Here is a 19,700-nt window from a genome sequence, read left to right as displayed (position 1 = left end):
CGAGGCCGGCTGCTGCGATCCCACGGCCGCGCCCGCCGCCGCGCCGGCGCCGGTGAGCGTCGGCGGTGGCGGGGCGGGGGCCGCGGTGCGGGAGGCGTACGCCCAGCTCGGGAAGCCCTACGTGTGGGGGGCCGAGGGGCCGGCAACCTTCGACTGCTCCGGGCTGACCCAGTGGGTCTGGGGTAAGGCGGGTGTCGCTCTCAGCCACTACACCGGATCACAGTGGGGGGAGGGGCGTCGAGTGAGCCGCGCCGCCCTGGTGCCGGGGGATCTCGTCTTCTTCCACCCGGATCTCGACCACGTCGGGATCTACGTGGGAAACGGAAAGATGATCCACGCCCCCCGCACCGGTGAGGTGGTCCGGGTGGAGAACATCTGGTGGTCGAGCTTCGAGGGAGGCATCCGGCCGGGAGCCTGACGCTGGCCACCCGGCGACGGGTGGCCAGCAGGCGCGGTGCCGACGAGTACAGCGAGGTCAGCGGTCCACGTAGACGAGGGCCGCGGTGCTGCGACTGATCTCCGCGTCGCTCTGACCGTTCGGAGAGACGATGTGGATCAGGTCACCGCGGGAGCCCGGCATGATCTGGGCTCCGGGCACGATCGCGGCGTCCTGCAGCCGGCGCATGGCGCTCTCGTCGGTCTGCAGCCGCTCGGAGATCCAGCTCACCGTCACCGGTCGGCTGCCATCCGCGGCGGCCCGGTCGGCGGAAGCCAGCAGGCTGACGGGGGCGACGGCAGGCCGGGGTGTGTCACTGCGCTGGGCGGGCGGAATCTCGTTGCCGAACGGGCAGCGTTTCGGATCGCCAAGCAGGACGGTGAGCCGGGCCTCGACCTCGTCGGAGATCACATGCTCCCAGCGGCACGCCTCGTTGTGCACCAGCGCCCAGTCGAGGCCGATGACCTTGGTCAGCAGCAGCTCGGCCAGCCGGTGCTTGCGCATGACGGCGGTGGCCCGCAGCAGGCCCTTCTCGGTGAACTGGACGGTCCGGTCGTCCGCGAGGGTGACGAGGCCCTCATTGGCCATCCGAGCGGTCGACTCACTGGCGGCAGGCGCGCTCACGTGCAGCCGCTCCACCAGGCGCGCGCGCAGCGGGGGGATGCCCTCTTCCCTCAGTTCATACAGGGTGCGGAGGTACATCTCGGTACTGTCGATCAGTCCAGTCACCGGTCTCCTTCGTCCCCTCAACAGTACGCCCCGTCCGTGGGGTGCAAGGGCCATGCGTCCCGTGTACGCCGTGTCCCCCGAACAGTTTCCCGTGCGGACCCGACCCGTTGGCACGCCGGTCCGGCGTCCGTCGGCCCGCCGCCCCCGGACGGGGGCTCACCCGCCCGGGACACCGGCGGTGACCGCACTAGAATCGACGTCATGAGCACGACTCAGATCGCACCTGAGACGTCGGACACCCGCACGGACGAGGGCGACGACCACTCCCACTACGCCCGCCGGGAGGAGATCGTCCGCGCGTCCATCGAAGGCGGTCGGGTCACCGCGCTCTGCGGCTACAAGTTCGAACCCGTCCGGGACCCCTCGCGGTTCCCGATCTGCCCGAAGTGCAAGGAGCTCGTCGAGATGGCCCAGCAGTTCGGTTGACCGGCGAGCCACACAACGCGGACGAAGCGGAAGGATCGGGACGAATCCCCGATCCGCCGGGAAGCCCGCGATCGTGATGCGTCGCCAGGCCGCCGGCATCCTGTGGGCGGCCGTACGATCTTTCATGGTGTCGATCCGATGCCCCGTCCGCCCCAGTAGCTCAGTGGATAGAGCGACCGCCTCCTAAGCGGTAGGCCGCAGGTCCGATTCCTGCCTGGGGCACGTTTCCTTGCTGTGCAGCGGGTTTGCCAGGCTGGCCGGCCCCCGCGGGGCCCGTGTCACGCAACAGCACCCACGCCCCTCGCCGGCCACCGCCTCGGCGGCGGCAAGCGCTTGGGCCGGGCCGCCGGAACGTGCTCACATGGGTGGCGCGTCCGACTCCGCTGGGGTCAGGATCTGGGTGTCGGTGAGATCTGGGTGTCGGTGAGAAAGCCGGCCAACCGTCGGAAGTGCGCACAATCCGCTCCTGCGAGCGGTGGGGGCTGCACTGCGGCGGTGGCGGGCCCAGCGATGGCGCGGCGTCTCCGCGTCGCCGGACCGGACCGGTCCACCGGCTCCGTCCCGGATGGGACGACCATGGAGAGTGGCTCGTGACAGGTCGGGTACCAGGCCAGGGCGAGGCCGGCGGGTCCGGGCCGGCCGCCGCGGCCAATCCGGCATACAGCGTCACGATCCGGGTGGCGCGCGCAGCGCGGGTCGACATCGACGCGGTCATCGCCGCGGGTCCCGGCACGATCACCTGTTACGCGGACGAGCCGGACCCGGCCGGCCGCCGGATCACGCTCGACGCGGACAGCGGCCCGACGCTGACGTGGCTGCTGAGCGCCCTGCGCAGCCGCCTCGGCGCCGACCTGCTCCAGACCGAGGACCCGGTCTTCGTCGTCGCGTCGACGGGCAAGCTCACCCAGTCCCTCTGCGCGGCGGTGACCACGGGGCACGATCTCGCGCTCCTCGACGCGGACGCGGACCGGCGGGTGATCCGCCACCTGGCCACGCACCCGACCCACACCGACCTGTTCACCGGGCGACCGCGCCGGGTGGCACTGCTCTCCGACGCCAGCGCGGTGCTGGACTTCGAGCCGCTCGCCGCCGAGGCGGCCCTGCCCGCGGTGGAGTCCCAGGCGGTTCACCTGCACCGGGCGACCGGTCTCGACGTCATCCCGATGCCCATCGCGGCCCGGGATGCCGCGGAGCTCGGCCGGGCGATCCGCATGCTCGCGCCCGGATTCGCCGCCACGGTACTGGTCCACACGCACGTCAGCCACATCGACGCGGTCCGCGCCGCGCAGCAGCCGAGTGCCACGCCGCTGCTCGACACCGTCAACGACGGCCTCGCCGTCGCCGCCACCGCCGCCGTCCTCAACCACCTGCGCGGCCGGGGACTGCGGCCGCAGTCGGCCCGGGTCGCCGTCATCGACCCCGCCCGCGGCGGTGACCTCGCCGGCCTGCTCCTCGCCGCAGGGATCCGGGATCTCACCCTCTACGACCCGCTCGCCTACGGGATCCAGCCGCTGCACCGGCTCGCGGCCCACCTCGACCTTCTCGTGGACCTCATCGGTCTGGCCTCGCCGCCGGAGCAGGTGCCGGTGCTACGGACCCGGCCGGAGACCCCGCCGCCGCTGGCCGCGGCCACCTCGGGTCCGCGCCCGCTGCACGCCCTGCCCGGCCTGTTGCGCGCGGCGGTGCGCACCCACCGACCGATCAACGCGCAGGCGAGACTGGCTGCCGTCCAGGCGCTGGTCGACCTGACCCCGCCTGGCGGGCTGCTGCCGCCCGTCGACCATCCGCGCCTGACCCGGGCCGTCGCCGACGCGGCCGCCCAGGCACTGGCCGCGGACTGACGGGAGCTCCACGCGACCGGCGCGATACCGTGGCCAGGATCGGTTGAGGCTCGAATCACGAACCGACGCGGCGGCCGGTGCCGCCGGGCCGGCTGCTGCCGCCGGGGCGCCCGCTCGGATCGCTCGGATCGGTCGGATCGGCCGGATCGGCCGGATCAGTCGGACGAGGAGGGCACCAGGTCGAGCAGTGCCTGGGCGGCGAGCTCGTAGCCCAGCGGGCCGAGCCCGACGATCACCCCGCGGGCCAGCGCCGACAGAACCGACTCGTGTCGGAAGGACTCCCGCGCCCAGACATTGGACAGATGGACCTCGATCCACGGCTTCGGGTAGTTCGCGAGTGCGTCCCGCAGACTCCAGCCGTACATCATAAGCGCCCCGGGGTTGACGATTGCGCCGACCGAGTCGTAGTTATCCTGAATCGCGTGGATCAGTTCGCCCTCGGATTCCCGTTGGACCGAGACCAGTTTCCAGCCGCGATCGGCGATCCGGGTGCTGACGGCCGATTCAATGTCGGCCAGAGTGGCCGTACCGTACACCTCCGGTTGCCGTCGACCGAGTATGCCCAGGTTCGGGCCGTTGACCAGAAGAAGCGTGCTCACCAGACCTCATCACTCGGACCAGACACCGGTACCGACCGGCCCGGCCGGCCGGCGTCCCGTGGACGATATCGCAGCTATGACTCGGTCCCCAACGGGCCATATCAGTCCGTATGCGACCCGATCGAGCGTGTTGGTAGTGTCGCCATGGCGTGTCGATTGCCCTCCCGTTGGTCAAGCTGTAGTCCCGTCTGGGGGACGACAGGCGAGTCCGGGGCGTTGAGGTACCGTCCGTCGCGCACCTCTCGCGTAGATTCTTCGGGCCGCTCACGGTAATGAACCGTAGCCGGGCCGAGGTCCTTGCGCGAACCTTATCGTCACGTAAGAAAAGGGTGGGGACCATGAGCGGTGTAGTGCGACGCGCACCGGAGTTGCCGGCTTGGCCGCAGTACTCCGACGAGGAGCGCGCCGGACTGATCCGAGCCTTGGAGCAGGGTCAGTGGTGGCGCATGGGCGGCAGTGAGGTCGACAGCTTCGAGCGGGAATTCGCCGACTATCACGGCGCCGACTATGCGCTCGCCGTCACGAATGGCACCCATGCCCTCGAGCTCGCCCTCCAGGTGCTGGGCGTGGGCCCGGGCACCGAGGTCATCGTTCCGGCGTTCACGTTCATCTCCTCATCTCAGGCCGCGCAGCGTCTCGGCGCGGTCGCCGTGCCGGTCGACGTCGATCTGGACACCTACTGCATAGATCCGGCGGCGGCTGCGGCCGCGGTCACTCCCCGCACCAAGGCGATCATGCCGGTACACATGGCCGGTCAGGTCGCCGACATGGACGCCCTGGCGAAGCTGTCCGCCGACACCGGCGTCCCACTGATCCAGGACGCCGCCCACGCGCACGGCGCCCAGTGGCAGGGGCGCAAGATCGGCGAGCTCGGCTCGGTGGCGGCGTTCAGCTTCCAGAACGGCAAGCTGATGACCGCGGGCGAGGGCGGCGCCGTCACCTTCCCGGACTCCGGGCTGCACGAGATCGCGTTTCTGCGGCACAGCTGCGGACGTCCTCGCACCGACCGTCGGTACTTCCACCAGACCTCCGGGTCGAACTTCCGGCTCAACGAGTTCTCCGCCTCGGTCCTGCGGGCCCAGCTCGGCCGCCTGGCCGGCCAGATCGACACCCGCGAGCAGCGGTGGCCGGTACTCGCCGAGGCCCTCGCGGCCATTCCCGGCGTCGTGCCGCAGAGCCGCGACGAACGCGGCGACCGCAATCCGCACTACATGGCGATGTTCCGCCTGCCCGGATTCAGCGAGCAGCGCCGCAACGCGTTCGTGGACGCACTCGTCGAGCGGGGCCTGCCCGCCTTCGCCGCCTTCCGGGCGATCTACCGCTCCAACGGGTTCTGGGAGACCGGCGCCCCGGACGAGTCCGTGGACGACATCGCGAAGCGGTGCCCCAACACCGAGGCGCTGAGCGCGGACGGCGTCTGGCTGCACCACCGGACACTGCTGGGCACCGAGGAGCAGATGCACGAGGTTGCGGCGGTCGTGGCCGACACCCTGGCGGCGCAGTGACGGCGCCGGTGACGGCGCCGGTGACGGCGCCGGTGCGGGTCGCCGTCGTCGGGCTGGGCTGGGCCGGCCGGTCCATCTGGTTGCCCCGGCTGCGCGAGCACCCCCGGTTCGTGGTGGCCACGGCGGTCGATCCCGATCCCGCCGTCCGTGCCATGGTGGCCGCCGAGCACCCGGACCTGGAACTGCTGGCCGACGTCGCCGAGCTTGGCTCGGCCCGGTGCGACCTCGCCGTCGTGGCGGTGCCCAACCATCGGCATGCCGACATCGCCGAGCGGCTGCTGACCGTCGGCATCCCGGTCTTCCTGGAGAAGCCGGTCTGCCTGAGCTCGGCGGAGGCGGATCGGCTCGCCGCGGCCGAACGGGCCGGCGACGTCACCCTGCTGGCCGGCAGCGCCGCGCGGTACCGGGCCGACGTCAGCCGCCTCTACGAGGTTGCCGCGGAGCTCGGCGTGATCCGCCATGTCGACCTTGCCTGGATCCGCGCCCGCGGCATCCCCGACGCGGGTGGCTGGTTCACCCGCCGGGAGCAGTCCGGCGGCGGCGCGCTGGTCGATCTTGGCTGGCATCTGTTGGACACCCTCACTCCCCTGCTCGGCAGCGTCGACTTCCACCAGGTGGTCGGGACGACGTCCGACGACTTCGTCAGTGACGGTGCGTGGGCGGCGTCCTGGCGTCATGGCGAGCAGGCCGTCCCCGCCGGGGGCGGGGACGTGGAGGACACGGCGCGCGGATTCCTGGTGACCGGGAACGGAACCTCGGTGTCGTTGCGGGCGAGCTGGGCCTCGCACGAGGCCCGCGACCTCACCGCGATCAACGTCGAGGGGGCCGCCGGCACCGCCTCGCTGCGCTGCACCTTCGGCTTCGGGCCGAACCGGCAGGATCGTTCGGTCCTGTCCCTGACCCGGACCGGGCAGACGACGGCGGTGCCGCTGCTCGACGAACCGATCGGGACCGAGTACCGCCGCCAGCTCGACGAGCTGCCGGCGATGCTGGCCGACCCGGCCTCCCGGGGGCGGGCGATCGCCGAGGTCCGGCCGACGATCGCGGCCATCGAGCGGCTCTACGATTCGGCGCGCTCGCACCGCCCGACGCCCCAGCTCGTCCGAGCGGGCTCATGATGTCCCGCAGCTGAAGCACCGTTGTTCTCGTCGTCGAGCCCGGGGGGGCATGTGGGAACGGAACCGGGGGGCCGGCCGCTGGCCGGCTGCGCGTACCGGCAGACAGTGATCTTCGATCTGGACGGCGTGCTCGTCGACAGCTTCGGCGTGATGAGGCAGGCGTTCACGATCGCCTACGCGGAGGTCGTCGGTCCCGGCGAGCCGCCGTTCGAGGAATACAACCGCCACCTTGGCCGCTATTTCCCGGACATCATGCGGATCATGAACCTGCCGCTGGCGATGGAGGAGCCGTTCGTCCGGGAGAGCTACCGGCTCGCCCACGAGGTGGTTCTCTTCGACGGCGTGGAGGAGATGCTGCGCCGGCTGCGCGCCCGGGGCCACGGGCTGGCGGTCGCCACCGGCAAGTCCGGCCCGCGGGCCCGCCACCTGCTCGGCGAACTCGGCGTGCTGCCGTTGTTCGACCACGTCATCGGCTCCGACGAGATCCCGCGGCCGAAGCCCGCCCCGGACATCGTGCTGCGCGCGCTCGACCTGCTGGCAGCGGCGCCGGGCGACGCGATGATGCTCGGTGACGCGGTTGCGGACATCGACAGCGCCCGCGCCGCCGGCGTCATGGCGGTCGCCGCGCTGTGGGGCGAGACAGATGGCGTCGAGCTGCTCGCGGCCGGCCCGGACGCCGTGCTGCACCGTCCCGCGGAGCTGCTGGCGCTGCTCGGGCACGGCGGCGCCAGTGGCGATCTGCCGGCCGGGCCGCCGACGATGGCGACCGCGGCTCCCGGGGCCGGGAGGCTGCTCGCGCGCGACTGACCCGCCGTCAGGAGGGCTCCCGGACGCGGACCGGTCCGTATCCGCACAGACCGTCCTGGCCTCGGGCCTCCGGCCGTCCGGCCTCGGGGCCGTCCTGGCTCTGGGCCGTCCTGGCTCTGGGCCGTCCTGGCTATGGGTACGGGACGTCCTGGCTCTGGGACGTCCTGATCCGGTCAGGACGGCTGGCGGGCCAGCAGGATCGCGCCCGACAGGGACGACAGACCGCCGAGCGTCGCGGCCCGCACCGGGGCGGGCGGATGGCCCGGGCGGCCGAGCTGACGGGCCCGCTCGTCGACGGCCTCGGCGAACCCGGGCAGTCCATCGGCGAAACCGCCGCCGACCACCGCCATCGCCGGATGGAGCAGCTCGGTCAGCCCGACCACGGCGACGGCGGCTGCCTGCACGCTTTCCCGTACCGCCCGCACCGCCCAGCCGGTTTCCGCGAGCCAGGCCGCGCGCAGCTCGGCGAAGGTCACCTCCGTGTGGGCCACCGATCCGCCGTCTGCGCGTGCGCCGACATCGCCGTCGCGGTACCGCGATGCCCGGCGCAGGGTGGCGGGGCCGCTGGCCGTGGCCTGCACACAGCCCTGCCGCCCGCAGGTGCACGGCGGGCCCCCCGCGGAGATCACGAGATGTCCGATCTCGGCCGAACCGCGGCCGGGCCGCGGGCAGGGCCGGCCGTCCAGCACGATCCCGCCGCCGACGCCCGTGCCGAGACCGAGGTACACCAGGTCGGGGCAGCCGGCCGCGTGCGCCTCCGCGAGCGCGGCGAGGTCGCCGTCGTCCGCGCAGGCGACGGTCGCCCCCGGCACGAGGCCACGCAGCGCGTCAGCCAGCGCCAGTCCGGTCCAGCTCGGCCGGCCCGGCCAGGTCGTGACCCGGCCGGCAGCGTCGAGGGTCGCGGGCATCGCGACCCCGACCGCGGCGACCGACCCGACCCACCTCGCCCGCAGGGCGGCGACGTGGGTGGCGAGATCGTCGAGGTCCCGCGTGGCACTCGCCGACGGCGCCCAGCGGAACGTCGCCTCGACCGGGCTGGCCGTGCCGTCGGGAGCGCCGAGGCGGTCGGGAGCGTCCACGCCGACGCCGACGCCGACTCCGGCGCCGCCGGGAACGCCGCCGTCGCCGGGGACGCCGATCTGGACCGTGCCCCCGGCGGTGGTGGGTGCGCCGGGGTGGGCGGGTTCGATGCGCAGCGCGACCTTGGTCCCGCCGATGTCGATGCCCAGGACGCCGGGCGTCACCGGCGGGGTGAGGGTGTGCATGCGGAGCCTCCCAGGCCTCCCCGGCCCGTCAGGTGCGGTCCGCCGGGCCGATGTGGAAGAACGACCGGTACAGGTCGAGCTGATGGGCGAGCATGTGGATGCCCGGATGGGTCGCCAGCCCGAGTGCCCCGGCCGCGTCCAGCAGCCGGGTTCGCGGCGGCTTCATGATGATGTCGGCGACGACGCACCCCGCCGGCAACGCGTCGGGCGGGAAGGGCAACGGATCGCCGGGGCGCAGGCCGAGCGGGGTGGCGTTCACCGCAAGGTCCGCGTCGTTCAGCGCCGGTTCGGCCACGGCGGCGGCCCGACCCGGCCAGTGCTCGTCCAGCCTGGCGAGCAGGGCCGCGCACTTCGCTTGGTCCGGGTCGTAGACCGACAACGGCCCGCAGCCGGCGTCGAGCAACGCGACCGCGATGGCGCTGCCGGCGCCGCCCGCCCCCATGAGCGCGACCCGCGTGCCGGGCACGGGATGGCCGACGGCGGTCAGCCCGCGGACGAACCCGGCCCCGTCGAAGTTGTCGGCCAGCCAGCCGCCGCCGGGCAGCCGGCGCAGCACGTTGGCGCTGCCACTGATCCGCGCGGCGGGGCTGTGCTCGGTGGCCAGGGCGCAGGCGGCGACCTTGTGCGGGATCGTGACGAGAACGCCGTCGAGGTTCCCGGTGGCCGCGAGCCCGTGCAGGACGGTGGCGAAGTCCGCCGGTCGGGCGTGCACCGGAACGAGGACGGCGTCGATTGCGAGCCGGGCGAACAGCGGGTTCAGCAGCGATGGCGCCTGCACCTGGGCGACGGGGTCGCCGATGACGGCGTACAGCCGGGTGCTGCCGCTCACCGGCAGCGTCGCCGGCGACATCACGCCGGGTTCTCGCGGGGCATCGCGGCGAGCGCCGCCAGCACGAGCCTCTCGTCGACGTCGGGCACGAGTTGCGGGCCGTCCGCGCTGTCGAGGACGAAGGTCAGCCCGGTGTTCGTCGACTTCTTGTCCAGCCGCATCACGGCGACGAGTTCGGCGGGCTCCACCCCGGCGGGCAGCGCGCCGGGCAGACCGTAGCCCTGGACGACGTCGAGGTGCTCGCGGACCCGCTCGGGCCCGATCCGGCCGAGTGCCCCGGCGAGCCGGCCGGCGAACACGGTGCCGATGGCGACGGCCTCGCCGTGACGCAGCGCGTAGTCGGTAAGGCGTTCCAGGGCGTGGCCGAGGGTGTGCCCGTAGTTGAGGATGTGGCGCAGGTGTGAGTCTCGTTCGTCGCGGGCGACGACCCCGGCCTTGAGCGCCACGCTGGCCGCGATCTGCTCGGCGACCGGCCGGCCGAGCAGCCCGGGGGCCCCGATGAAGTGGGCCCGCGCGATCTCGCCGTAGCCGTTGATCCATTCCCGGCGGGGCAGGGTCGCCAGGTAGTCGGTGTCGCAGAGGACGGCGCTGGGCTGCCAGTAGGCGCCGACCAGGTTCTTGCCGGCCGGCAGGTTCACCGCGGTCTTCCCGCCGACGCTCGCGTCGACCTGGGCGAGCAGCGAGGTCGGCAGGTGCACGACCGCGACGCCGCGGTGGTAGAGCGCGGCGGCGAGCCCCACGACGTCGGTGGTCGTCCCGCCGCCGCAGGAGATGACGACGTCCGAGCGGGTCAGCCCGAAGTCCGTGAACCGGCTGCACAGCGCCTCGACGTTGGCGAGCGTCTTGTCCGCCTCGCCGTCGCGGGCGGGCAGCCGCAGCGCCGGCACGCCCGGGTCCGGCACGGCGTCGAGGGGGCGGGCGGACACGATGACGGCCCGCCTCGCTCCGATGCGGGCCACGACGTCGGGCAGGGTTCGGCGGACGCCGGCGCCGATGTCGATCGGGTAGCTGCGCGGGCCGAGGTCCATCGGGATGCGCCGGTGATCGGCGGCGATGCGCTCGATCGGGCTGATCGGCAGGGTTGCAAGCATGCCCGTCACGTGTCGTCTCCGGATCCGCGAGGTGTCGTGGCCGTCCGCCGTGCTCCCGCAGGGTCCGCCGCGGCGCCTGCGCCCCAGTCTGCCGAATTGCCGTGTGGACGTCCCACCCGGGGCACCCGACCCGAAGATCCCGTTGTGTTCCGGTCGACGCGGCGGGGCCCGGTCGGACCCGGTGTTCGCCACCTGCCGGCTGGCTCGTGCACCGTGCACGCAGAGTAAGGTCGAGCGGTGGGATCAGAGGACGGCGCCAGGCTCGCCGCCGCGCTGGGGATGCTGCTCGCGCGGCCGACCCGGATGCGGCTGTTCGGAGACCTGCTGGCCGCGGGCGATGTGAACCTGGACGAGGCGACCTATCCCGTGCTCAACGGGCTGGCGCGGACGGGTCCCACAACGGCGCGCAAGCTCAGCACGGAGATCGGCATCGACCGGTCGGTGGTGAGCCGGCACAGCGACCGGCTTGAGGCGCTCGGGTTGCTGCGTCGCTCGGCCGATCCCGATGACGCCCGCGCCACCCGGCTCACCCTGACCGACGAGGGGCACGCCGCCATCGAGCGGTTGCGTGGCAGGCTGGCGGGCGCGTTTCAGCGCAGGCTCGACGCCTGGCCGGTCGAGGACGCACGCGCCTTCGTCGCGGGCATGGAGCGTTTCGTCGAGGAGAACCTGGTCGAGCGGGGCCGTTAGTCACATTCACCGACGGCTGCGGACGGTGGCGACCTATGTCACGGTCGGTGGCGCTTTCGGGCGGCCGACGCCTCCGTGCGGCGCGCCTTTCGCGAGGATCTGGGACACCGGCGGGATTCTGCGTCAGGCTCTGTGTGCACGGGCCGGTTCTCCGACCGCAGATCCGTCGAGAAGCCCGGATAGTTCGTAAACGAGGAGTCTGTGATGACCAAGCCGACCCCTGTGACCAGCGCCGATTCCGGATCGGTTCCCGCGGGAACGCCCGCCGGGGCGCCGGGCATGGCACCGGGCGGATGGACTGTAGCGCAGGTCGGAACTGGTCAGGGGCGCTCCACGCCGGCACCGGAAGGGCCGGAACAGGCCGGGACCATTTCCTCTGGTTCTGCCGGCACCCCACATGTTCCGTACCCGGACAATGATCGGGCCCAGGAGGAACACGGCGCGTCGGCGGTGCCGGCGGAGGCGGAGTTGCCCGGCGCCCGCGCGCTGTGGATCCTCGCGTTCACCTTTGCCGCGCTGGGGCTGTTCTTCCCGCTCGCCGGGCTGATCGCGATCGGCTGCGGGGCGATGGCCTGGCGAAAGGGCAGCGGGCGAGGCAGGATCGCGACGTTCGTCGCGCTCGCGACGACCCTCGTCGGGCTGATCATCACGATCGTCCTCGTCACCACCTGACCGCGGCCGGGCGCCGCGGCCGGGACGCCGCAGGCGGGCGGGCGGGGCGCCCGGGCGGGCGTTGGCGTCGGTATCCGGTTGGTGTCGCCAGCAGGTCGGCGTCGGTATCCGGTTGGTGTCGCCGGCTGGTCGGCGTCGCTGACCGGTCGGCGGCGGTATCCGGTCGGCAGAGTCATTTCGTCGGCCCACGTCGTCCTGGCCGGCAGATGGTTCTTTCTCGGCGGGTAGTGGGCGATCGGGAACGCGGCGCGGCCCGTCGCCGGACCGTCGGAGTCCTTTTCGCGGGATCCATCGGCGGGCACGTACCTGCGGAATCGTCCGTACCCGGCGGGATCCTCGCCCGGCAGCGCCGCGATGGCATAGGTGAGGCCGCCCAGCTCGGGGGGTGCGGGGCGGCCTCTGGACCGATGATGACATTCAACGGGTCGCCGGCACAAGTGCACCGGGATCGCGCCGCGGCGTTCCGGCGGTCAGCCGGGCCAGGATGAGCCACTTTCGACCAGGTCGACCAGCAGGCCGGAGCCGGCGTCCAGATAGGCCTGGACCGGATGCCGCGTGTCCGGCCTGACCTGCTCGACCCTGGCCCCGGCGCGGACCGCGACGCGAAGCTGGGCTGCCACGTCGTTGACCAGGTAGCCGATGGCGAAGATGCCCTCGCCGCGCCGGTCGAGGATCTCCCGGGCCGCCCACGGCTGATGGCCTGGTGCGATCAGCTCGACCAGGCCGGCGCCGAGCCGCCCGATCGCGACGTGAGCGCCGTCGAGCGCGACGGGCCGGCCGCGGTGCAGGGCGCCTTCGGACAGCGCCTGCGTGTGCCAGGAGTCGATGCCGAGCGAGACGGTGTAGAGCTCGCGGGCGAGCTCCAGATCCGCCACCACGATGGCGAAGTGATGGAACGTCAGCCCGGCCAGCACCGCCTCGACGGCGCCGACACCGGTGAGTCGCGCAGCGGTCGGCGGGGGATCCAGGGCGCCGTGACGTGCGGAAATGACCCCGGCCTGCATCCAGGCCTGGGAGTGAAAGACCGATTCGGTTGTCAAAACGCCCCTCCCGCGTCCCGCCTGTACCGGGGGAGCGCGACCGGATCGTACCGTCGTCCGTTGCGACCTGCGTTCCGCCTTCGTCCCCCGCCACCGTCGTCCCGCGCCCGCGTCGTTTCTGCCCGCCAGGAGTCCGCCTGGCAGTGTCGCGGCGGTCGGTGGCCAGGCACGATGATGCATCTCATGCTGACCTTCATCGAGTCCCCGACCGTCGTCGAGGCCGCCGGGAACCTCCCAAAGATCATTCGTGAGTATGTGGGCGGGGTGAACACCGGCACGCGGAGCCTGAGCATCGCGCACATGTCGAGTCCGGGCGGCTGGGCCGAGCCGGGGCAGCGGCCGGAGTTCGACGAGTACACGATTGTTCTGCGCGGCTCGGTGACGGTGGAGCACACCGGCGGGATCATCGAGGTCGCGGCGGGTCAGGCGGTGCACACCGCGGCCGGGGAATGGGTGCGCTACAGCACGCGTGGCACGGACGGTGCGGACTACATCTCGGTGTGCCTGCCGGCCTTCCTGCCGGAGACTGTCCACCGGGACGAGGGCGAGTAGGCGAGAGTTTGTTGCGTATGCAACTACGGTCGTACCGTTGAGGGATGAGTGGACCCGTCCTGCCCGTCGACGTCGCTCCCGTTCCGGCGCAACCGCCGGCGTCGAGCCTCCCACCGTCACCGCTGCCGGCAGCGCCCCCGGGACCGGACCGGGCCGCGCCGGTCGGGCCGGAGCTGGCGGTCATCGAGGGGCGGACCGCCGACGTGGGCGGCATCCCGGTGCGCCGGGTCCTGCCCCGCCGGGTCCGGCGGACCATCGGCGCCTGGTGCTTCGTCGACCACCTGGGTCCGATGACGATCTCCCCGTCGAACCCGGTGGCCGTCGGGCCGCATCCGCACATCGGGCTGGCCACCGTCACCTGGCTGCTCAGCGGCCGCCAGGTCCATCGGGACAGCCTCGGCTCCGAGCAGGTCCTGCGTGCGGGCGAGCTCAACCTGATGAGCGCCGGGCACGGGGTCACCCACGCGGAGGAATCCGAGGATCACCGGGGTGAGCTGCACGGCGTGCAGCTCTGGGTGGCGCAGCCCGAGCACACCAGGCACGGCCCGCCCGCCTTCGCCCATCACGCCGAGCTGCCCGTCGCCCGATTCGGGTCGGCCGAGGCGACGGTGCTGCTCGGCGAGCTCGACGGCAACGTCTCCCCGGCGCGCACCGACACCCCGCTCGTCGGCGCGGACCTCACGCTGCGGGCCGGTGGTGCCGTCCTGCCGCTGCGGCGTGACTTCGAGCACGGGTTGGTCGTGCTGGCCGGGTCGGTGCAGGTCGGGGCACAGGTTCTGCGCCCCGGTCAGCTGGGCTACCTGGGCGCCGGGCGCGACGAGCTGCCGCTGCGTGCCGGCGAGGGCGCCCGCGCACTGCTGCTCGGCGGCGAGCCGTTCGCTGACGAGCTGGTCATGTGGTGGAACTTCGTCGCCCGGTCCCGAACCGAGATCGACGCCGCCCGTGCTGACTGGCAGGCCGGCGCGGACCGGTTCGGCACCGTGGCGACCACCGCCAGGCGTATCCCCGCGCCCGAGCCCCCCTGGCCGGCCGGCTGATCTTCGCTGCGACGGCGCGTCAGATGGCGCCGTCACACCGCCTGATCACATCCACCTACGCGACCTAGTCGGTGGTCCGGCTTCGGCGGGCGCCCAGACCTTGGACGACGAAGCCCAGCCCGATGCCGAGCAGCCAGACGTCCTTGGCGATGGGCAGCCCCTGCTGCGTCGGCCAGACCGTGCCCTCCTCGCGCATGCCCGCGGTGCGGGCGTAGAGCCCGAGCAGCCCGCCGGAGAAGGCGGACAGGCCGAGCCCGGCGAGCGCGGTCGGGACGACCGGGGCGACGAGCGCCGTACCGAGCGCGATCTCGGTGCCGGCGAGCACCTTCGTGAACGTCACCGGGTCGAGCTTGGCCAGGAACGGGTAGGTGTTCGCCGCCATGCCGTGCAGCGCCTCGGCGGTGGCTCGGTCGGCCTTCCACTTGCCCAGACCCGAGTGCAGGATGAACGTGCCGGCCGCGGCGCGGCCGGGAACGTCACGTGCTTTGAAGGGCAGTCCCATGGTGGCAACCTTCCGTCGGGCGGCACCTCGTCGGCTGGCCGCTGGGCGCCGGACGGCTCGCGCCGCCGGCGGGTCGTCCCAAACGTAACGTCGTCGGCGGCCAGAGGGCGAGCGGGCCGCCCGCCCGTCGGTGCCGGCGGGGCCCGTTCCGATCACCTGGCCCGTCCCGGTCAGCAGGCCCGTCCCGGTCGGCGGGCCCCGTGCCGGTCGGCCCGGGCGGTGTCAGAAGACGACCGGTTGTGGGGTCCCACCCGTGCGGGTCAGCAGCTCGTCGAAGTCGTAGTCATACCAGCGTCGCAGCGGCGTCGGGGAGTCGGTCCGACCCCACTCGTACATCCGTCGCTGGGCCTCGAAGGAGCCGTCGTGCCAGCGTCGCAGCACATCGCCGAGCCGCAGCGGCGCGGGCAGGAAGTCGGCCCCGCCGAGCAGGCCGGCGAGCCGCTCGACGGCCGCCGCCGGGGTCAGCCGGCCGGCCTCCACGTCGACCATCACCGCGCTCAGGGAGTCGAAGAACGGCTGGAACTCCGGCAGGTCCGGGCAGAAGGTGCCCAGGTGCGGGGCGTCGAGCAGCCGGTCGAACAGAGCCCGGTCACCCTTCTCGAGATAGCCGAAGTAGGTCCCGACGATCCTCGCGATGCCCATGTTCCAGCCGAGGAACCACACCTTCGACCAGGCCCGCCACAGGTCGAAGTCCCGGAACGAGACGTAGGAGCCGTGCACGAGCTTGTCGTTGACGTCGAGGATCGTCTGGTTGAGCGTGTCGATGTGGCCGAACCGCTCGGCGGAGAAGTCGTCGTCGGCGAGCGCGGCCAGCAGGGTTGGGGTGAAGGCGTAGAGCACCTGCATGGTGTTGGCCATGCCGCGGGAGAACAGCGCGTCGATGGCCCCGGCGGCGTGGCTCATCATCGCCCAGCGGTCACCGACCGTGCGGGTGCTGGAGTACTGGGTGCGTCCGGTGGAGACCCAGTCCCAGGCGGGTCGGGCGCCGGCGAACTGGCGGGCCACGCTGGGGAAGCGGTCGAGGTAGGCGGCCCACTCCTGCTCGGCGGTGCGCCCGGGCTCCTTCGGGAAGCGGCTGGCGTCCAGGTTGAGCCCGACGCTGCACAGCGGGTTGGTGGCCTTACGGTGGTTGTCGAACGGGATGACCCACAGCCAGCCGCCGTCGAAGATGTGGTGCAGGGTGCCCTGGTGCCACAACGACGGCTGACCGCTGGGCGTCGTCACGTCGTCGAACGGGGTGACGCCGACCATGTGGGTGAACAGCGTCCGGGAGTTCGTCCGGAACCGGCAGGGCTCCTCACGCAGGGCGAACTGGTTCGCAAGGACCGAGTTGCGGCCCGAGGCGTCCACGACGTACCGGACCCGCAGCGTCTCGCCGGACGTCGTCGTGAGCGTCGCCGCGTCGGCGGTGAACTCGACGCGCTCCACCATCGTCCGCTGGCGGGGGTCCGCTCCGTAGCGGACCGCGGAGTAGAAGAGGTAGGAGTCGATGTCCTGACGGTGCATGTGCATTTCGGGCCCGTTGGGGAACTCCGAGACGCTGCACTGGGTGACTTCCTCGGGGTTCTGCACCTGCCCGTCCCGGTGGTACACGAAGCCGAAGTTGCGCTTGACGCCGCAGGCCGAGGTGACGTGCGAGCGCACCCCCTCGAAGCTGCTCACGTGGCCGAGCTCGGGCACGTCGAACCGCTCGGCGAGCAGCTTCAGCAGGTATGTCGTCTCTCCGATCGTCGACTCGCCGAGCGCGAATCGTGGGTGGGTGCCGCTGTCGACGAGGACCACGCTGTGACCGTGCCGGGCGAGGATGTTGGCCAGTGTCGAGCCGGCGATGCCGCTACCGAGGATGGCAACCGAATAGTCGTACCCGCTCATTACGAAACTCCCTGTACGCCGCTACACGAAGTGGGCCGGCTGCGTCCGTCCTCCCATAAAGATCACAATCATCGCAACCGGTGCACAAATAACACCTAACCAGCTCGACGGATCATGGTTGTAGTAAACGGCGCATCAATGCCAACGCGTAAGCGACCATCCTAAATATGGAGCTTCACCCCAGATGTCGGAAAATTCCGAATAGTGGAGATGGTCCGACGGGGGCCGATGGCGTCAGTGGCTGATGACCTGCGCGGACGGGCTCAGGTTGGGTCTACGTTGGGATCGTGTCGTGAACCACGTGTTTCCCAACCATTGCTGAGGTAATGCTGGTGCGCGCACCGGCCGAATACGGATGATCGGATCTTGCTAGCGGTCGCCAACCGGCCGACGCTCGTGCCCCGCGTCGCTCTCCCGGCCCCCGGGGTAGGGCTGCGGATCCGCGTCCGAGCGGACCTCGATGAGTCGGACGGACCGCCAGTTGACCAGCATCGTCCGGCCGTCCGCGAGATGGAGCTGCTCGACCTCACAGCGGAAGACCGCCTGGGCGACTCGCCTGCGCAGTTCGTCCGCATCGGTGCCCGGCGGCAGGAGGTAGGGCTGTCCGTCAATCACGATCTGCACCGCCACGCCTCGACACTCGCACGCCTGTTCGATCCACGCAAACGCCGGATGGCCCGCACGGGTCATCCGTTCGCCCCACGGCCACGGCCACGGCCACGGTCGCGGCTGCGGCCGCAGGAGCCTGGTCCGTGCGCAGCGGCCAGCGGCCGGGGCGGTGACCGGTAGGGAGGAACCATTCTGGTATCAGGTGAAGACATTCGTCCGGTCGCGACCGCGGGCCGAGAGCACGATCGTCCTCGTGGGAGGTGGGAACATGAGCGACGCCAGCGAGGCCGCCGCGGCCGTCCCCCGCTCACCACTGGCCAGGGTCTTCGACGACGCGCTGGTCACCGCGGGCGCCCGCGCCGACCTGGGCGAGCGGGTCGCGACCTTCGTCGACCTGGCGCGGCGCTACCAGGAGCCGGGCCGGCATTACCACACCCTGCGGCACGTCGCGGAGATGTCCGCCGCGCTGCGGGTGCTGCTCGCCGCGCAGCGCCGGCCGCCCGCGCAGTGTGCCGCGCACGTCTGCGTGCTCGCCGTGTACTTCCACGATGCCGTCCATGAACCGCGGCTGGCGGACAACGAGCAGCGGTCCGCGGAGCTGGCGATCGACGTGCTCGCGCGACTGGGCTGCCCCGGCGGAATCGGGACGGCGGTCGCCCGGCTTGTCCTCGCCACGGCCTCGCACCGCTCGACCCAGGACGACGAGGCCCTCGTCAACGATGCCGACCTGCGGGTCCTGGCGCGACCACCGGCCGCCTACGACCGCTACGTGCGCCGGATCCGCCGGGAATACGGCTGGGTCAGCGAACGCGCCTGGCGCGAGGGACGGACGCCGCTCCTGCGTGGCCTGCTGGACGGTCCGCTCTACGCGACCGCGTGGGCGCGGCGGAACTGGGAGCCGCTGGCCCGCCTCAACCTGGCCCGGGAGCTGCACGCCCTCGGCCGAGGGCTAGACGCCGGCCCGTGAACCCGGCTGTGCCCCGGCCCGGCTGTTTCGCTCGGCTGGGCGGATTTCCGCCGGCGGCGGGTGGCGCCGGGCCCACGCCGTCGCGACGACACTCGCCAGCAGCAGCCCGCTGACGATCGGACCGGCGCTGAATTCGGTGGGCGTGGGCTCCAGGCCGGGCCAGGCCACCGCGAACAGCGCGAGGGAACCGGCCGCTCCCGTACCGGTCGCCGCCAGCCGGTACCGGCGTGCGACGGGCAGCCCGGCGAGCCCGACCCCGCCGACGGCGTGGCCCAGCACGGCGGCGGCCAACAGGACCCCGCTGACCGCCCAGACCGCCCAGCCAGGCAGCCACCCGAGCAGCTGCGTCTCCCCGGTCCAGCCGTAGCGCTCGTCCGGGGTGCCGGTCGGGGCACCGGGCCAGACCAGCAGGTGGACCAGTCCGTAGCAGAGCAGGACCGATCCACCGACCGCACCGGCGAGCCGGCGCCCGGCGTCGGCGACGGCGGGGATGTCGCGCAGCCGGGTGCGGCTCATGGCGCCCGCCGATCCGCCACGGCGGGCAGCGGGATCGCCACGGACTCGACGGTCACCATGTCCGCCGCCGCCGCGGCGCCGTCCGCCGTCGCCGGGATGCCACGCACCATCGCCGATCCGCCGACCGCGGGGATGCCACCCACGATTGCCGCTCCGCCCACCATCGGGATGCCGCCGACCGCTGCCGACCCGCCGACCGCTGCCGACCCGCCCACCACTGCCGACCCGCCGATCGCTGCCGATCCGCCGACCGTGACGACGGTTTCGGCCGCCGCCGTGCTGTGCGGCTCGGTGGGGGCGTCGGTGAGGATGGCGGCGCCGGCCTCGGTCGCCGCCGCGAGCACGGCGGCGGCGAGCACCGGATCAAGCTCCGCCGGCACTGTCCGCAGGTCGAGCAGGCAGCAGCCGTGCTCGACGCGGCCGAGGACGGCCGGTTCGCCGTGACGCAGTGGCGCCGCGATCATCGCGTCCAGCGCGACGGCGGCGCTGGGCAGTTCGACCCCGACGCACCCGAACCCCCGCGCGCCGCAGACCGCCCGCCCAGCGGCCTGATCAACTCCGCCGGCGTACCCACGCCGGCACCCGCAGGCGTTGATG

21 protein-coding genes, 1 tRNA gene and 1 pseudogene are annotated in these 19,700 nt (G+C 72.5%); 12 read left to right on the top strand and 11 right to left on the bottom strand.

Going from position 1 to position 19,700, the window contains the following annotated elements:
- On the top strand, window positions 1-418 hold a 418-nt coding region (locus ND748_RS09935; RefSeq protein ID WP_251745383.1), incomplete at its 5' end, for a C40 family peptidase.
- 57 nt (window positions 419-475) lie between these two features.
- On the opposite strand, the gene ND748_RS09930 is transcribed toward ND748_RS09935, so the two are convergent.
- On the bottom strand, window positions 476-1,165 hold the full coding sequence (locus ND748_RS09930; RefSeq protein ID WP_251745382.1) for a metal-dependent transcriptional regulator: 690 nt from the start codon (window positions 1,163-1,165) through the stop codon (window positions 476-478).
- Between the two features lie 201 nt (window positions 1,166-1,366).
- Here ND748_RS09930 and ND748_RS09925 point away from each other — a divergent pair, with 201 nt between their 5' ends.
- From ND748_RS09925 to ND748_RS09915, 3 genes are all read left to right on the top strand, one after another.
- Window positions 1,367-1,591: a DUF3039 domain-containing protein gene (locus ND748_RS09925; RefSeq protein WP_011602139.1), complete on the top strand. Its 225-nt coding sequence runs from the start codon at window positions 1,367-1,369 to the stop codon at window positions 1,589-1,591.
- A gap of 149 nt (window positions 1,592-1,740) precedes the next feature.
- Window positions 1,741-1,813: transfer RNA gene (locus ND748_RS09920), tRNA-Arg, on the top strand.
- Window positions 1,814-2,181: 368 nt separating this feature from the next.
- On the top strand, window positions 2,182-3,432 hold the full coding sequence (locus ND748_RS09915) for a malic enzyme-like protein (protein ID WP_251745381.1): 1,251 nt from the start codon (window positions 2,182-2,184) through the stop codon (window positions 3,430-3,432).
- 155 nt (window positions 3,433-3,587) lie between these two features.
- Here the strand turns inward: ND748_RS09915 and ND748_RS09910 are convergent, their stop codons facing one another.
- Complete coding sequence (locus tag ND748_RS09910; protein ID WP_251745380.1) at window positions 3,588-4,031, bottom strand: type II 3-dehydroquinate dehydratase; 444 nt, start codon at window positions 4,029-4,031, stop codon at window positions 3,588-3,590.
- 338 nt (window positions 4,032-4,369) lie between these two features.
- On the opposite strand from ND748_RS09910, the gene ND748_RS09905 reads away from it, so the two are divergent.
- From ND748_RS09905 to ND748_RS09895, 3 genes are read left to right on the top strand one after another with little or no spacing between them, the layout of a single operon-like run.
- On the top strand, window positions 4,370-5,536 hold the full coding sequence (locus tag ND748_RS09905) for a DegT/DnrJ/EryC1/StrS family aminotransferase (RefSeq protein WP_251745379.1): 1,167 nt from the start codon (window positions 4,370-4,372) through the stop codon (window positions 5,534-5,536).
- A gap of 8 nt (window positions 5,537-5,544) precedes the next feature.
- Window positions 5,545-6,654, top strand: coding sequence for a Gfo/Idh/MocA family protein (locus ND748_RS09900; RefSeq protein ID WP_251745378.1), 1,110 nt, complete (start codon window positions 5,545-5,547; stop codon window positions 6,652-6,654).
- Window positions 6,655-6,705: 51 nt separating this feature from the next.
- Entirely contained in the window at window positions 6,706-7,461 is a 756-nt protein-coding gene (locus tag ND748_RS09895; protein WP_308205616.1) for an HAD-IA family hydrolase, read from the top strand.
- A 173-nt stretch (window positions 7,462-7,634) separates the two neighbouring features.
- Here ND748_RS09895 and ND748_RS09890 read toward each other — a convergent pair whose 3' ends face one another.
- Genes ND748_RS09890 through ND748_RS09880 form a run of 3 tightly spaced genes read right to left on the bottom strand, consistent with a single transcriptional unit; the run spans window position 7,635 to window position 10,646 of the window.
- Window positions 7,635-8,726: an ROK family protein gene (locus ND748_RS09890; protein WP_251745377.1), complete on the bottom strand. Its 1,092-nt coding sequence runs from the start codon at window positions 8,724-8,726 to the stop codon at window positions 7,635-7,637.
- Window positions 8,727-8,754: 28 nt separating this feature from the next.
- Window positions 8,755-9,576, bottom strand: coding sequence for a shikimate dehydrogenase (locus ND748_RS09885; protein WP_251745376.1), 822 nt, complete (start codon window positions 9,574-9,576; stop codon window positions 8,755-8,757).
- The gene (locus ND748_RS09880) at window positions 9,576-10,646 is read right to left on the bottom strand and encodes a 3-dehydroquinate synthase (RefSeq protein WP_251745375.1); all 1,071 of its coding nucleotides are present in this window, start codon (window positions 10,644-10,646) and stop codon (window positions 9,576-9,578) included. The genes ND748_RS09885 and ND748_RS09880 overlap by 1 nt, the downstream gene beginning before the upstream one ends.
- A 237-nt stretch (window positions 10,647-10,883) precedes the next feature.
- Between ND748_RS09880 and ND748_RS09875 the strand changes: the two genes are divergently transcribed.
- Entirely contained in the window at window positions 10,884-11,336 is a 453-nt protein-coding gene (locus tag ND748_RS09875) for a MarR family transcriptional regulator (RefSeq protein WP_251745374.1), read from the top strand.
- 450 nt (window positions 11,337-11,786) lie between these two features.
- On the top strand, window positions 11,787-12,008 hold the full coding sequence (locus tag ND748_RS09870; RefSeq protein ID WP_251745373.1) for a hypothetical protein: 222 nt from the start codon (window positions 11,787-11,789) through the stop codon (window positions 12,006-12,008).
- A 470-nt stretch (window positions 12,009-12,478) separates the two neighbouring features.
- Here the strand turns inward: ND748_RS09870 and ND748_RS09865 are convergent, their stop codons facing one another.
- Window positions 12,479-13,048 carry a VOC family protein gene (locus ND748_RS09865; RefSeq protein ID WP_251745372.1) on the bottom strand — a complete coding sequence of 190 codons (570 nt, stop codon included), beginning with the start codon at window positions 13,046-13,048 and terminating at the stop codon, window positions 12,479-12,481.
- Between the two features lie 183 nt (window positions 13,049-13,231).
- On the opposite strand from ND748_RS09865, the gene ND748_RS09860 reads away from it, so the two are divergent.
- Both ND748_RS09860 and ND748_RS09855 read left to right on the top strand, forming a co-directional pair.
- Window positions 13,232-13,600 carry a cupin gene (locus ND748_RS09860; RefSeq protein ID WP_251745371.1) on the top strand — a complete coding sequence of 123 codons (369 nt, stop codon included), beginning with the start codon at window positions 13,232-13,234 and terminating at the stop codon, window positions 13,598-13,600.
- A gap of 44 nt (window positions 13,601-13,644) precedes the next feature.
- Window positions 13,645-14,637, top strand: a complete 993-nt coding sequence (locus ND748_RS09855) for a pirin family protein (RefSeq protein WP_251745370.1) — start codon at window positions 13,645-13,647, stop codon at window positions 14,635-14,637.
- Between the two features lie 64 nt (window positions 14,638-14,701).
- On the opposite strand, the gene ND748_RS09850 is transcribed toward ND748_RS09855, so the two are convergent.
- The 3 genes from ND748_RS09850 to ND748_RS09840 all read right to left on the bottom strand — a co-directional run bounded on the left by ND748_RS09850 (window position 14,702) and on the right by ND748_RS09840 (window position 17,626).
- Window positions 14,702-15,139: a hypothetical protein gene (locus ND748_RS09850; RefSeq protein WP_251745369.1), complete on the bottom strand. Its 438-nt coding sequence runs from the start codon at window positions 15,137-15,139 to the stop codon at window positions 14,702-14,704.
- Window positions 15,140-15,361: 222 nt separating this feature from the next.
- Window positions 15,362-17,011: an NAD(P)/FAD-dependent oxidoreductase gene (locus ND748_RS09845; RefSeq protein WP_251745368.1), complete on the bottom strand. Its 1,650-nt coding sequence runs from the start codon at window positions 17,009-17,011 to the stop codon at window positions 15,362-15,364.
- Window positions 17,012-17,380: 369 nt separating this feature from the next.
- Window positions 17,381-17,626: a hypothetical protein gene (locus tag ND748_RS09840; protein ID WP_251745367.1), complete on the bottom strand. Its 246-nt coding sequence runs from the start codon at window positions 17,624-17,626 to the stop codon at window positions 17,381-17,383.
- 262 nt (window positions 17,627-17,888) lie between these two features.
- Between ND748_RS09840 and ND748_RS09835 the strand changes: the two genes are divergently transcribed.
- The gene (locus tag ND748_RS09835; protein ID WP_251745366.1) at window positions 17,889-18,587 is read left to right on the top strand and encodes a hypothetical protein; all 699 of its coding nucleotides are present in this window, start codon (window positions 17,889-17,891) and stop codon (window positions 18,585-18,587) included.
- Here the strand turns inward: ND748_RS09835 and ND748_RS09830 are convergent.
- Both ND748_RS09830 and ND748_RS09825 read right to left on the bottom strand, forming a co-directional pair.
- A complete protein-coding gene (locus tag ND748_RS09830; RefSeq protein ID WP_251745365.1) occupies window positions 18,570-19,103 on the bottom strand; it encodes a hypothetical protein in 534 nt (177 codons plus the stop codon). The genes ND748_RS09835 and ND748_RS09830 overlap by 18 nt on opposite strands.
- A pseudogene (locus tag ND748_RS09825) lies at window positions 19,100-19,700 on the bottom strand (L-seryl-tRNA(Sec) selenium transferase); the annotation flags it as partial. The gene ND748_RS09830 and the pseudogene ND748_RS09825, both read right to left, overlap by 4 nt.

Source organism: Frankia sp. AiPs1 (genome assembly GCF_023716945.1).
Lineage (GTDB): Bacteria > Actinomycetota > Actinomycetes > Frankiales > Frankiaceae > Frankia.
The sequence above is the reverse complement of the archived record's forward strand: the minus strand, read 5'-3'. Positions and strand labels throughout refer to the sequence as shown.

Excerpts from the sequence above, each read along its gene's own strand:
- ND748_RS09860 (WP_251745371.1), top strand. The coding sequence starts at position 13,232 with ATGCTGACCTTCATCGAGTCCCCGACCGTCGTCGAGGCCGCCGGGAAC.
- ND748_RS09830 (WP_251745365.1), bottom strand. The coding sequence starts at position 19,103 with ATGAGCCGCACCCGGCTGCGCGACATCCCCGCCGTCGCCGACGCCGGG.
- ND748_RS09855 (WP_251745370.1), top strand. The coding sequence starts at position 13,645 with ATGAGTGGACCCGTCCTGCCCGTCGACGTCGCTCCCGTTCCGGCGCAA.
- ND748_RS09885 (WP_251745376.1), bottom strand. The coding sequence starts at position 9,576 with ATGTCGCCGGCGACGCTGCCGGTGAGCGGCAGCACCCGGCTGTACGCC.
- ND748_RS09880 (WP_251745375.1), bottom strand. The coding sequence starts at position 10,646 with ATGCTTGCAACCCTGCCGATCAGCCCGATCGAGCGCATCGCCGCCGAT.
- ND748_RS09905 (WP_251745379.1), top strand. The coding sequence starts at position 4,370 with ATGAGCGGTGTAGTGCGACGCGCACCGGAGTTGCCGGCTTGGCCGCAG.
- ND748_RS09835 (WP_251745366.1), top strand. The coding sequence starts at position 17,889 with ATGAGCGACGCCAGCGAGGCCGCCGCGGCCGTCCCCCGCTCACCACTG.
- ND748_RS09925 (WP_011602139.1), top strand. The coding sequence starts at position 1,367 with ATGAGCACGACTCAGATCGCACCTGAGACGTCGGACACCCGCACGGAC.
- ND748_RS09850 (WP_251745369.1), bottom strand. The coding sequence starts at position 15,139 with ATGGGACTGCCCTTCAAAGCACGTGACGTTCCCGGCCGCGCCGCGGCC.
- ND748_RS09845 (WP_251745368.1), bottom strand. The coding sequence starts at position 17,011 with ATGAGCGGGTACGACTATTCGGTTGCCATCCTCGGTAGCGGCATCGCC.
- ND748_RS09890 (WP_251745377.1), bottom strand. The coding sequence starts at position 8,726 with ATGCACACCCTCACCCCGCCGGTGACGCCCGGCGTCCTGGGCATCGAC.